Raw genomic sequence first — 13,152 nt, 5'->3', positions numbered from 1 at the left:
TTGGCATGCCGACAATTTAACCGAATCTTCATGCATCCTCGCGACTAATGACAACCCTAACCCGCCCATTGCGGATAAAGCCTCTCATTAGCCGCGCGAACCTCTGCAGTGAAGATCATACCTGGCAACAATACATTAGTTTACTGCCAATTGCTGCCGCCTGGTTGAAAAAAGGGGCCTTGTAGGCCCCTTCTTGAAACTCGCCAGACTTAGCGACGCAGACCCAGACGCTCGATCAGCGCGGTGTAGCGTGCAACGTCTTTACGTTTCAGATAGTCGAGCAGTTTACGACGCTGAGAAACCATACGCAGCAGACCACGACGGCTGTGGTGATCTTTTTTGTGCTCTGCAAAGTGACCCTGCAGGTGGTTAATCTGAGCAGTCAGCAGTGCAACCTGAACTTCGGTAGAACCGCTGTCGTTAGAACCACGACCAAACTCGGAAACGATTTTTGCTTTAGCTTCAACGCTTAGAGACATTTTGAACTCCAGTGATAAAAAAATGAGAAGGCGCCGATCTCTAATTCAGCAGCCTCAGGATTAACGCCGGGTGATGTTAAATACATAGCCCGGCGTTAAGCGGCAATATTCTACTCGTAGTCACGGTTTCCCGCAAGGTAAGCCCGTCATTGTGCAGGATACTCGACCACCAGACGACGCGGCGCAACACGTCCTTCGTCGTCCATTTCACCCATGCCAATGAATGTCGCGTCATCACCTTCAGTCACACGCACCAGCCCCGCTTTTGGCGCAGCGGATGCCCGAACCGGCTGACCGTTTTTGAAGTATGCCGCGACCACTGACGGAATATTAACCGCCGGAAAATCTGACGCCGGGCTGTCCATTGGCATCAATAGCGGATCCAGCAGTTGTGCCGCAGGGATTCCCTGTTGCTCGGCCTGCTCAACCCGTTCACGCAGCTGTTCGAGCGTCACCATGCGTTCTACAGGGTACTTGCTCACCGCCAGGCGACGCAGATAGATAACATGCGCACCGCAGCCAAGTTTCTCACCCAAATCATCAATGATGGTGCGGATGTAAGTCCCTTTTGAGCAGTGAATTTCCAGCTCAAGTTCATTGCCTTCATGGCGGATAAATAACAGCTCGTAAACGGTGATTGGGCGAGCTTCACGCGGAACCTCAATACCCTGACGCGCATACTCATAGAGCTTCTTTCCTTGGTATTTCAGGGCAGAGTACATCGACGGGACTTGCTGCGTATCTCCGCGAAAACTGTCCAGCGCAACGGCCAGTTGTTCGGCACTGAAGGTCAACGGACGTTCTTCAACGACTTGCCCATCCGCATCGGACGTATCGGTGCGCTGCCCAAGGCGGGCAATCACCCGATAACGTTTGTCTGAATCCAGCAAATATTGGGAAAACTTCGTCGCTTCCCCCAAGCAAATCGGCAGCATGCCGGTCGCCAGCGGATCAAGCGCTCCGGTGTGTCCGGCACGGTTGGCGTTATAAAGACGCTTAACTTTTTGCAGCACATCATTGCTGGAAGCGCCCTGCTGTTTATCGAGCAGCAGAACGCCATGCACGTCGCGACCGCGACGACGAGGACGACTCATCAGTCCTCCTTGCTGTCGTCCGGGTTCACACGACGTTCGTCATCGTGTTTCACCACGCTGGTCACCAGGTTGGACATGCGCATCCCTTCGACCAACGAGTTGTCGTAGAAGAACGTCAGTTCCGGCACGATACGCAAACGCATCGCTTTACCCAACAGAGAACGAATAAAACCAGAGGCATCCTGCAACGCTTTGATACCCGCTTTTACGGATGCTTCGTCTTTATCGTTAAGGAAGGTGACAAACACTTTGGCATAAGCCAGATCGCGGGAAACTTCGACACCAGAAACGGTGGTCATCATACCCAGACGCGGATCTTTAATTTCGCGCTGCAGGATAATCGCAATCTCTTTTTGCAGTTCCTGAGACACGCGCTGTGGGCGACCAAATTCTTTCGCCATAATAATTCTCCAGACTAAAAAGGGGCCGTAGCCCCTTTTAATATTTCTTGCCGGGAGGCGCTTCGCTTACCCGGCCAGCAATGTTCATCCACCGTCGATTTCGGCTGGCTACCAGCCGAAATCGAAGCGAATTACTCGATAGTACGTTGGATCTCAATGATCTCGAACACTTCGATCATATCGCCGGTGCGTACATCATTGTAGTTCTTAACGCCGATACCACATTCCATGCCGTTACGAACTTCGTTGACGTCATCTTTGAAGCGACGCAGGGATTCCAGTTCGCCTTCATAGATAACCACGTTGTCGCGCAGAACGCGGATCGGGTTGTGACGTTTAACCACACCTTCGGTAACCATACAGCCCGCGATCGCACCGAATTTCGGCGATTTGAACACATCGCGAACTTCCGCCAGACCGATGATCTGCTGTTTCAGTTCCGGAGAGAGCATACCACTCATTGCCGCTTTCACTTCGTCAATCAGGTTATAGATGACGGAGTAGTAGCGCAGATCCAAACCTTCCGCTTCGATCACGCGACGCGCAGAAGCGTCGGCACGAACGTTGAAGCCAACCAGAATCGCGTTAGATGCAGCAGCCAGCGTCGCATCGGTTTCGGTGATACCACCTACGCCAGAACCGATGATCTTCACTTTCACTTCGTCGGTAGACAGTTTCAGCAGAGAATCGGAGATGGCTTCGACAGAACCCTGAACATCGGCCTTCAGAACGATGTTCACTTCGTGAACTTCGCCTTCGGTCATGTTGGCAAACATGTTTTCCAGCTTGGATTTCTGCTGACGTGCCAGCTTAACTTCGCGGAATTTGCCCTGACGGTACAGAGCCACTTCACGCGCTTTCTTCTCGTCACGTACCACAGTCGCTTCATCACCCGCCGCCGGAACACCGGACAGACCGAGGATTTCCACCGGAATAGACGGACCAGCTTCTGTCACTTCACGGCCCAGTTCGTCACGCATCGCACGCACGCGGCCATATTCGAAGCCACACAGAACGATATCGCCTTTATGCAGCGTACCTTCACGCACCAGCACGGATGCCACCGGACCACGACCTTTATCCAGGAAGGATTCGATGACTACACCGCTCGCCATACCTTTACGTACAGCATGCAGCTCCAGAACTTCGGCCTGCAGCAGGATCGCATCCAGCAGCTCGTCAATACCGGTACCCGCTTTCGCGGAAACGTGAACGAACTGGCTTTCGCCGCCCCACTCTTCCGGAATGATGCCGTACTGAGAAAGTTCGTTTTTAACGCGATCCGGATCGGCTTCTGGCTTATCGATCTTGTTCACGGCAACCACTACCGGCACCTGCGCCGCTTTCGCGTGCTGGATAGCTTCGATAGTTTGCGGCATCACACCGTCATCGGCAGCAACAACCAGAACCACGATATCCGTCGCCTGAGCACCACGGGCACGCATTGCGGTAAACGCGGCGTGGCCAGGGGTATCCAGGAAGGTGATCATGCCATTGTCAGTTTCAACGTGGTAAGCACCAATGTGCTGAGTAATGCCGCCCGCTTCGCCAGAGGCCACTTTCGTTGAACGAATGTAGTCCAGCAGAGAGGTTTTACCGTGGTCAACGTGACCCATAATGGTCACAACCGGTGCGCGCGGTTCTACCGCAGCACCTGTATCACGGTCGCTCATTACCGCTTCTTCCAGCTCGTTTTCACGACGCAGGATAACTTTATGGCCCATCTCTTCAGCAACCAGTTGCGCAGTTTCCTGGTCAATAACCTGGTTGATGGTCGCCATCGCGCCCAGTTTCATCATCGCTTTGATGACCTGAGAGCCTTTAACCGCCATCTTGTTAGCCAGTTCGCCAACGGTCAGGGTTTCGCCGATCACAACGTCACGGTTAACCGCTTGTGCTGGCTTCTGGAAGCCCTGCTGCAGAGCAGAACCTTTGCGCTGGCGGCCGCCTTTACCACCACGAACCGCAGCACGCGCTTCTTCACGGTCAGCTTTGCTTTCAGCGTGTTTGTTACCTTTCTTCGGACGCGGCGCTTTAGCAGTGCGAGTACGACCACGACCACCTTCAACTTCACGGTCATTGTCATCTTCCGCCTGGCGGGCATGCTGGGAAGTGGTTACATGGTAGTCACCAGTAGTCTCTTCTTCTTCAGTTACCGGAGCCGTCCAGTTCGCTTCATTTTGTTCAGCCATACGACGAGCTTCTTCCGCTACGCGACGCGCATTTTCTTCCAGTTTACGACGAGCCTCTTCTTCCGCTTTGCGCTTGAGTTCTTGCGCTTCGGATTCACGGCGGGCTTTTTCCGCCTGGGCTGTCCTGGTCATTTCGTCAGATTGTTGGTTGCTCACTTTGCTATTTTCCGCAGCTTCGCGTTTTGCATTTTCAGCATTTCCGCGTTTAGCCTTTTCATCAGCTTCACGTTTCGCACGAGCTTCGGCATCACGTTTGGCTTTTTCCCCGGCTTCGCGCTCAGCGGCTTCCTCTGCTTCACGACGGGCCTTCTCTTCCGCTTCACGCATCGCCTCTTCTTCCGCAGCGAGACGTTCAGCCTCTTGTGGATCGCGTTTTACAAAGGTGCGTTTTTTACGGACTTCGATCTGCACCGATTTACTTTTCCCACCGGTGCCCTGAATATTTAATGTACTGCGCGTTTTGCGCTGCAGCGTCAGCTTGTCAGGCGAAGAACCGTGTTCACGGTTCAAATGCGCTAACAGCGTCTGCTTTTCTTGTGCCGTCACTGAGTCTTCAGCGGACTTGCGGATCCCTGCGTCAGCAAATTGCTGTACCAGGCGGTCCACAGAGGTTTGAATCTCAGCGGCCAGCGTTTTTACGGTTACATCTGTCATGCTGTTCCTTCCTGCTACAGTTTATTACGCTTCGTCGCCAAACCAGCAAATATTACGTGCGGCCATGATGAGCTCACCTGCTTTCTCATCGGTTAACCCTTCGATATCGCTCAGGTCATCCACACCTTGTTCAGCGAGGTCTTCCAGCGTACAAACACCACGAGCAGCCAGTTTGAAAGCCAGTGCGCGATCCAGACCTTCCAGGTTAAGCAGGTCTTCAGCCGGTTCTTTATTACCGAGACTTTCTTCCTGCGCCAGTGCCAGAGTGGTCAGCGCGTTTTTCGCACGATCACGCAGGGCTTCGACGGTGTCTTCATCCAGACCATCGATTTCCAGCAGCTCTTTGATTGGTACATAGGCCAGTTCTTCCAGCGTAGAGAAACCTTCTTCGACCAGAACGGTGGCGAAATCTTCGTCAATGTCCAGGTAACGGGTGAAGGTATCAATCGCTGCATGAGCCTCAGCCTGATGCTTGGACTGCAGATCCTCAACGGTCATGACGTTGAGTTCCCAGCCGCTCAGTTGAGACGCGAGGCGCACGTTCTGACCATTACGGCCGATAGCCTGCGCCAAGTTGCCTGCTTCAACGGCGATATCCATGGTGTGTTTATCTTCATCTACCACGATAGAAGCAACATCAGCCGGAGCCATTGCGTTGATAACGAACTGCGCCGGGTTATCGTCCCACAGCACAATATCAATACGCTCACCGCCGAGTTCCGTCGAGACAGCTTGCACACGTGCACCGCGCATACCCACGCAGGCGCCGACCGGATCGATACGCTTGTCGTTAGTCTTCACGGCGATTTTTGCACGGGAACCCGGATCGCGGGCTGCGGCTTTAATCTCGATGACTTCTTCGCCGATTTCCGGCACTTCAATGCGGAACAGTTCAATCAGCATTTCCGGTTTGGAACGGGTGACGAACAGTTGCGCTCCGCGCGCTTCCGGGCGTACAGCGTACAGCACACCGCGGATGCGGTCGCCCGGACGGAAGTTTTCACGCGGCAGCATATCTTCGCGCAGGATAACGGCTTCAGCGTTGTTGCCGAGATCCAGCGTGATGTTGTCGCGGTTCACTTTCTTCACCACACCGGTGATGATTTCACCTTCATGCTGGCGGAACTGATCGACCACCATTGCGCGCTCAGCTTCACGTACTTTTTGTACAATGACCTGTTTTGCGGTCTGGGTGGTGATACGGTCAAACGTGACGGATTCAATCTGATCTTCAACGTAGTCGTCGAGGTTCAGGCTCTCATCTTCGTAACGCGCTGCTTCGAGGGTGATTTCACGTGTCGGCTGCGTCACTTCTTCCACGATCAACCACCGACGGAACGTGTCGAAATCACCGCTTTTACGATCAATGCTTACGCGAACATCGATCTCTTGTTCATATTTTTTCTTGGTTGCTGTAGCCAGAGCACTTTCCAGCGCTTCAAAGATTTTTTCACGCGGAAGCGACTTTTCGTTAGAAACAGCTTCAACAACAGCCAAAATTTCTTTGTTCATCGGGGGCCTTTCACCTCAAATCCAGACTGTTAAAAGTGGGGGACCAGGTTCGCTTTTTGAATATTGCTCAATGCGAACACTTCATCTTTACCTTCGACCGTAACGGTGATCATCTCGCCATCGACATTTTTAATGATGCCCTGCCATTTACGACGGTTTTGAACCGCCATACGCAGAACCAGCGAGACTTCGTCGCCCTTAAAGCGCGCATAGTGCTCAGCCGCAAACAAAGGACGCTCAAGACCTGGTGAGGAAACCTCCAGGTTGTAAGCCACGGTAATCGGATCTTCAACATCCAGTACCGCACTGACCTGGTGGCTGACATCAGCGCAATCATCAACATTGATGCCATCTTCACTATCAATATAGATGCGCAGTGTAGATGTGCGACCGCGCACAAATTCGATGCCGACCAGTTCGTAGCCCAGTGCTTCAACCGGCGCCGTAATCATCTCTGTTAATTTTTGCTCTAATGTGGACAAGTCCACCCCCAAGACATAAAAAAAGGGCGTATAGCCCAGTTATTTCGTACTCAGATAACAAAAAACCCCGATAAATCGGGGCTTTAAATAACTGAACCCTATAGCCGCAACTGCGGCCTGGAGAACCTTCCATGAGTATTTTTTTCAAATCCGGCTGCGAAGGCGTTAAGTCTTCATAGTATATTTGAAAAAAAACACTTAGGGAAAGTGGTTGCGGGGGCCGGATTTGAACCGACGACCTTCGGGTTATGAGCCCGACGAGCTACCAGGCTGCTCCACCCCGCGCCTGAAACGTGGCAAATTCTACTCGCTTGAGTGCAAATTTGCAAATAATGCTGGGATTTGGTACCGAAGACGGGACGTAAAACCGGCCTGCAGTATATTGATAAACATACCGTTCTGTCAACTGTAGCGAGTTAGCGTCCTGTGCCTCTGACGTATGCAATTTTGTTGCGTATTATTTTTAAGCATGTAAACAGCACGGTTCGCCACTATTGCAATGAAAATTACACTCTTCTCTTCCGGTCATCGCCAAAAGATGATTAAATGAAAACTCACTTATTTTGCATAACCATTCACTAATTATTCTGGTCGGATGGCACAAAGAGTATGGCGTGGCTGTTAAGTCTCTCACCATCGGTCTATCAAGCAGGGATTTTTTTATGACGACGATTCTCAAGCATCTTCCCGCAGGTCAACGTATCGGCATCGCTTTCTCCGGCGGACTGGACACCAGCGCAGCACTGCTGTGGATGCGCCAAAAAGGCGCGGTGCCTTATGCATACACAGCGAACCTGGGTCAACCGGACGAGGATGACTATGACGCAATTCCCCGTCGCGCAAAGGAGTACGGTGCGGAAAATGCTCGCCTAATCGACTGCCGTAAACAGCTGGTCGCCGAAGGCATTGCAGCCATCCAGTGCGGTGCTTTTCATAATACGACGGGTGGTCTGACGTATTTTAACACCACGCCGCTGGGTCGTGCGGTGACTGGCACGATGCTAGTTGCGGCAATGAAAGAAGACGGTGTGAATATTTGGGGCGATGGCAGTACTTATAAAGGCAACGATATTGAGCGCTTCTATCGCTACGGCCTGCTGACTAACGCTGAGTTGCAAATCTATAAGCCATGGCTGGATACCGACTTTATTGATGAGCTGGGTGGTCGTCAGGAAATGTCCGAATTCATGGTCGCCTCTGGTTTCGACTACAAAATGTCGGCAGAAAAAGCCTACTCAACTGACTCCAACATGCTGGGCGCAACGCACGAAGCAAAAGATTTAGAGTTCCTCAATTCCAGCGTGAAGATTGTTAACCCAATCATGGGGGTTAAATTCTGGGACGAGAATGTAAAAGTCCAGGCGGAAGAAGTTACCGTACGTTTTGAGCGTGGTCATCCGGTCGCGCTCAACGGCAAAACCTTCACTGATGATGTTGAACTGATGCTGGAAGCCAATCGCATCGGTGGTCGTCACGGTCTGGGGATGAGCGATCAGATTGAGAACCGTATTATCGAAGCGAAAAGCCGCGGTATTTACGAAGCCCCAGGGATGGCACTGCTGCATATCGCTTACGAACGTCTGTTGACGGGTATCCACAACGAAGACACCATTGAGCAATATCACGCACATGGTCGCCAGCTTGGCCGCTTGCTGTACCAGGGACGCTGGTTCGATCCGCAAGCGCTGATGCTACGTGATTCACTGCAACGTTGGGTGGCGAGTGCCATCACCGGTGAAGTCACGCTGGAATTGCGTCGCGGTAATGATTACTCGATTCTGAATACCGTTTCCGACAATCTGACCTACAAAGCAGAGCGTCTGACAATGGAAAAAGGCGAGTCGGTGTTCTCGCCGGACGACCGTATCGGGCAGCTGACAATGCGTAATCTGGATATCACTGATACCCGTGAGAAGCTGTTCAACTACGTGCAAACTGGCCTGCTTTCAACCTCTGCCGGCAACGGCCTGCCGCAGGTAGAGAATCTGGAAAACGGCGAGAAAAAATAGTCGTTTTCGTATTCGTGCCTGCAACGCAGGCACGATTTATTCCACCGCCGCCGTACACACGCTATATATCTCGCGACCGGAAAGAGCCCCCAGAATTCAGTCTGCCTTAAGACACATTACTTCTCTACTGTGCTCGCAATCTGGCAGCGGACGGCACTGATAAACTGCACCTTTTTATTCTTATCCAGCCCGGAAGGAAGTACGCACTGTAGCGAGGGTAAACCGTTTTCCGCCTGTATGGTAAGCAAGCGATTAGCAACGCCCGTGTCCAGCGTCAGAACACCTTCCGCATTTACGATACTTCCGCCAACATCACTTCTGACGTAACGGTTTTTAACCGCCTTACCCTGCTCATCTTGCAACATGCCAACCAGCGTAAACGTCTTCACCGTTTTGACATTCACGTACTGCACGCTACCACGGCTCATCTGGACACTTTGGCGTTCAGGGAATACCTGCACACTGTCACTGCCCCGCGCGCTAAACTGAATGTCGCTTTTTTTCCACAGTTCAGCGGGCAAAATATTCCGGCCCGGTTTAAGGCTGGTCTCACTCATGCTGCCGGATGCCAAAATGCGGGTCTCGTTATCATCGGCATCCACATCAACAATCACAGCAGACTCCATACCGCTATTATTACCATTGACCGAAGCGACCTTACCGCCGCCGATAACCAACGCCTGGCTCAGGTTAGCACCGGCAGTATTGATTTTGCTCTGCAGCCCGCGTTGCGCATAGAAATTACCATTTACCCATGGTGTATCTATCGCCCCGTTACCGTTAAGCATGGTTTCAGCCGCATTCCAGGAAACCCCTCCACCTAAACTACGGATGGTCTCTTTTTCCGTTGGCTCCCACTGATACTGTAAGCTTGAATAGCTCTTCGCTTGTTCCATACCTGTGCTCAAGGAAACAGAGTGATCACTGGAAGGGGATAACGCAATCGACACGCTGAATGACACTCCGCGATCGCGGCGTTTATCGTTGAATCCTGGTCGATCGTACATGCCCAACCGAAAACTCATGCTACGGTCATAAAAGCGAGTTTGCGTTGATAACGCGACATCTGCGGCCACACCTTTACGCCACACCGTATCCATATATTGTGTGTTCAGAATCAACGATGAGGACCACGGCAACCTTGATGATAAAGACGCCCCCCATGTCTCCCCCTTCTGACGCGAACGAACCCGGTGGCCGTAAACATCGGTGAGGGTTGAACGCCAGAAAAAGCTGGCTGTGCCACCGGCGTACAAATTACGGTAATAACGGATGTCTGTATCCTGGTTAGCCTGGTGCTCCGAATTGCCGACAGTATATTGCGCAAGCAATCGGTCATTTTGCGAAAGCGTAATATTGGCTCGCGTTCGCACATGTCGATCTTTTGCTGTGGCTGCGCCAGTAAATGCCACGGTCGCCTGCGGATGAACCAATAACTCCAGGCCACCACCCATCGCGAAAGGGTTACCGTCTGCCGTATTCATATCACCCGTTGCCAGGGTACGGCGCTGCCCGCTCCACAGATTCATACGCCAGCGTTGGTTTGGATTGCTCCACCCCTGCAACTTGAAAATTTGCGCTTCCTGCGTGTCGACAACCTGGCCGTTCTCAATGATTTTGATGGTGATATCGTAAATACCAATAGGCAACGGACGAGTATCCAGCGCCTGCACTCCCGGCTGAAGTTGCTGGGTACGGATCATTTGTCCATTTCGCCAGACTTCCGCAATTGACTGGCTGCGCCCTGTAACGTAAACAGGCCAGGCGCTGACGCTATCGGAAGTCATAAGCAACGCATCAGAAGTTCCCCACATACCGCCAACAACCGTGTCGTAGCCAAACCCGGAAGCCTGCACGTTCCCGGTATCGCTGTCCGGAGTGAATAGTCCCAACCGGATAAAACTGCCCTGCAGCTCTTTTTGCGTAAAGAGTTGATAAAGACTGGAGCTGTTGTATTGGTAGCGACCACTTGTACCCGATGACTGAAATGCAGCCAGTTGGCTCCATCCACCAAGTGATGATGTGAGTGAGGAGTTGATCCCCCAACTACGCATTGCTGCAGCCTCAGAAAACGAGACATCATTATTCATGATTAGCCCAGCGGGCGTATCTTCAGGCACGGCAAGATAATTACCTGCAACCTGGCTGGTTTCGTAGTTGGTGGTATAAAGTTTTAACGCTGAGTTCTCCAGCGAATATTCTACCTGCATCAGCCCTGATGGGCAGGATACGGTACATTTCCCCACCGAAACGCCTTTACTGAGCAAATCCGACCAAACCGTATTGGTTTCTGGATCGCTGTTCTGTTGTTCTTCAATGATGCGGAGAAGTTTGATGTCACCATTCTCTTTAAGAGACACGCTGGCATCGAAAATGTAGTTGTCGTTCAGATATACCTGAACGACAACTTCAGAATTATAAAAATACCGCTTAAAATCTTCTGGCAATCCTTTCATGTTAGCAGCCAGTTGCATATCATTTGCCGAAACAATGAATGGAACAGCAGCAAGAAAGATTAATGATATTTTCATAATATTCAGTGACAAGCTTTTAAATGATTAAGCGAAAAGAATTAAGGAGTAACAATTTCTTCTTCGAAAATCATGGCAACCTGTCCGGTAAAATCACCCTGCACAGCGAGAGGCTGAGTGTCTTTCTGGCTAATACGCAGCATCGTACGTCCCCCCGCTTTTGCCGCAGTCGCATCGACTACAGTCTGCGCGGTATCACTTAATTCAACGCCGTTGAATTCCACTTTAAGCGGAATAGTGTCTGAGCCGTTAGACAAAATAGTCTCGCCATTAGAATCAGTATTCGTCAATGTTGCACGAATACCGCCAGAAATATTTTTATACTGAAATTGTTTCTCAAAATTTTTCAGTTTAGAGGTAGTAAGATCATATTCAATTTCCTGAGCTTGATGGATCCATCCACTTTCTACAGGTTCAATTTGAAAGTCATCACTAGGAATATGAGCGTAGACATCAATAGTATAGCTTTGCTGATTAACAGCCATTGCTGCTGTGCTACCGAACACGGATAAAGACAGAGCACTAGTGATTAAACAAACTTTCGCGATTTTATGAGATAACATGGCAAGTCCCTTAATTTGATATATAAAAAGCATGCTGCTTATTTACAACTTACTGCGTAATACTAGAAACGTAGTTTCTTTCGGTTTTCCCCTTCGATAAGGGTGAAATAGGTAGTACGCCCTTTACTTTTTTCTACTGCTTTGCTTTTACCCGGTAGTAGAAAAAGGCGCGTAGCGCTGCTGCACTCTGTACCAACTGAAGTGCAACTGCGAATATCTTCGAGAACAATCGTGGCATTGCCTTTGTTTGTTACCCGAATAACCTCAGGGAGTGACGATTCAACCTGAGTATTAAAAATCGGTTTCGACGGCTGCACAATAACCAACGTGCCATAGCCCGCCATTACATTCAGCCCGGCCGTTAATGCCTTTTTACGGTAATCAGCAACTTCTTTACCACTTAACCCGAAACCATCATCCTTTTGCGGAAGAACTGGGACAAATCGTACACGGTAATATTTTTCGACATTTCGGTCGCCCGGCCACATAAATCTAGCCGACTGAAAGCCGGATGGCGGAATAATCATACGCAGTGGTGTGACAATGAGTCTTTCTTTTTGCAAAGAATTACCAGAAACTTCTTTAACTGGCGACTCAACAACTTTCCCGCTTTTATGAATATTAACTTCCAGCATATCCACCCGGACAAATGCCGTTGACGACCCGGTATTATAAATACGCTTATTAATAGACTGAGATTCAGGTGACATAATGTCATACATGCTTCCTATTCCAATTTCAGGAAGCGCAAAAGCTGCAGACATTTTCAACCCAAAAATAAGAGCCAGAGAAAATGGAGCAATCTTTTTTAATAAATATACGCAATACATATTCGGTATCCAGACAACGCTAAAAACGAGGCAAAGATAATCACGCCTCGAAATTAAAGCAACCGAAGAGATGAAGATTAATAAATAATTAAAAACCGAATCTTGATCAATTTTACTCCTCAGACCAGTAAATAAATTTTTGATAATGACATATGTCAATGATTTTAAAGATTAATATAAAATTAATGCGTTTTTATCTTGCCCTTTAACTAGCCATTGTTAATGGCTAGCAGGATAGCGCCTTGCTCAGGACGATTTTCTTATATTAATCGTAGAATTAATAAGTTGTGAAGCAATTACCTTCTGAATACATAGAAAGGATTTGAGGTTTGAGGTTTGAGGTTTGAGGTTTGAGGTTTGAGGTTTGAGGTTTGAGGTTTGAGGTTTGAGGTTTGAGGTTTGAGG

Annotated in this window: 10 protein-coding genes and 1 tRNA gene; 1 reads left to right on the top strand and 10 read right to left on the bottom strand. The window is 50.2% G+C overall.

Annotated elements, in window-relative coordinates:
- Nucleotides 1-209 precede the first annotated feature (209 nt).
- The 7 genes from rpsO to ACFX4O_RS21290 all read right to left on the bottom strand — a co-directional run bounded on the left by rpsO (nt 210) and on the right by ACFX4O_RS21290 (nt 7,099).
- Nucleotides 210-479, bottom strand: a complete 270-nt coding sequence (gene rpsO / locus ACFX4O_RS21320) for a 30S ribosomal protein S15 (protein WP_017457357.1) — start codon at nt 477-479, stop codon at nt 210-212.
- Nucleotides 480-625: 146 nt separating this feature from the next.
- The gene (gene truB, locus ACFX4O_RS21315; RefSeq protein WP_131407762.1) at nt 626-1,573 is read right to left on the bottom strand and encodes a tRNA pseudouridine(55) synthase TruB; all 948 of its coding nucleotides are present in this window, start codon (nt 1,571-1,573) and stop codon (nt 626-628) included.
- A complete protein-coding gene (gene rbfA / locus ACFX4O_RS21310; RefSeq protein WP_039056815.1) occupies nt 1,573-1,974 on the bottom strand; it encodes a 30S ribosome-binding factor RbfA in 402 nt (133 codons plus the stop codon). Before rbfA ends, truB begins: the two co-directional genes overlap by 1 nt.
- A gap of 131 nt (nt 1,975-2,105) precedes the next feature.
- Nucleotides 2,106-4,820: a translation initiation factor IF-2 gene (gene infB, locus ACFX4O_RS21305; RefSeq protein ID WP_131407764.1), complete on the bottom strand. Its 2,715-nt coding sequence runs from the start codon at nt 4,818-4,820 to the stop codon at nt 2,106-2,108.
- 24 nt (nt 4,821-4,844) lie between these two features.
- A complete protein-coding gene (nusA, locus tag ACFX4O_RS21300; RefSeq protein ID WP_131407766.1) occupies nt 4,845-6,332 on the bottom strand; it encodes a transcription termination factor NusA in 1,488 nt (495 codons plus the stop codon).
- A gap of 29 nt (nt 6,333-6,361) precedes the next feature.
- The gene (rimP, locus tag ACFX4O_RS21295) at nt 6,362-6,814 is read right to left on the bottom strand and encodes a ribosome maturation factor RimP (RefSeq protein WP_380211113.1); all 453 of its coding nucleotides are present in this window, start codon (nt 6,812-6,814) and stop codon (nt 6,362-6,364) included.
- Between the two features lie 208 nt (nt 6,815-7,022).
- A tRNA-Met gene (locus tag ACFX4O_RS21290) sits at nt 7,023-7,099 on the bottom strand.
- A gap of 377 nt (nt 7,100-7,476) precedes the next feature.
- Here ACFX4O_RS21290 and argG point away from each other — a divergent pair.
- The gene (argG, locus tag ACFX4O_RS21285; protein ID WP_131407768.1) at nt 7,477-8,823 is read left to right on the top strand and encodes an argininosuccinate synthase; all 1,347 of its coding nucleotides are present in this window, start codon (nt 7,477-7,479) and stop codon (nt 8,821-8,823) included.
- Between the two features lie 116 nt (nt 8,824-8,939).
- On the opposite strand, the gene ACFX4O_RS21280 is transcribed toward argG, so the two are convergent.
- The 3 genes from ACFX4O_RS21280 to ACFX4O_RS21270 form a co-directional block, all read right to left on the bottom strand.
- Nucleotides 8,940-11,369, bottom strand: coding sequence for a TcfC E-set like domain-containing protein (locus ACFX4O_RS21280; RefSeq protein ID WP_380211111.1), 2,430 nt, complete (start codon nt 11,367-11,369; stop codon nt 8,940-8,942).
- Nucleotides 11,370-11,395: 26 nt separating this feature from the next.
- On the bottom strand, nt 11,396-11,917 hold the full coding sequence (locus tag ACFX4O_RS21275) for a CS1 type fimbrial major subunit (protein ID WP_380211109.1): 522 nt from the start codon (nt 11,915-11,917) through the stop codon (nt 11,396-11,398).
- 62 nt (nt 11,918-11,979) lie between these two features.
- The gene (locus ACFX4O_RS21270) at nt 11,980-12,747 is read right to left on the bottom strand and encodes a hypothetical protein (protein WP_380211108.1); all 768 of its coding nucleotides are present in this window, start codon (nt 12,745-12,747) and stop codon (nt 11,980-11,982) included.
- Between the last annotated feature and the right edge of the window lie 405 nt (nt 12,748-13,152).

It is taken from the genome of Kosakonia sp. YIM B13571, assembly GCF_042788095.1.
Lineage (GTDB): Bacteria > Pseudomonadota > Gammaproteobacteria > Enterobacterales > Enterobacteriaceae > Kosakonia > Kosakonia quasisacchari.
The sequence above is the reverse complement of the archived record's forward strand: the minus strand, read 5'-3'. Positions and strand labels throughout refer to the sequence as shown.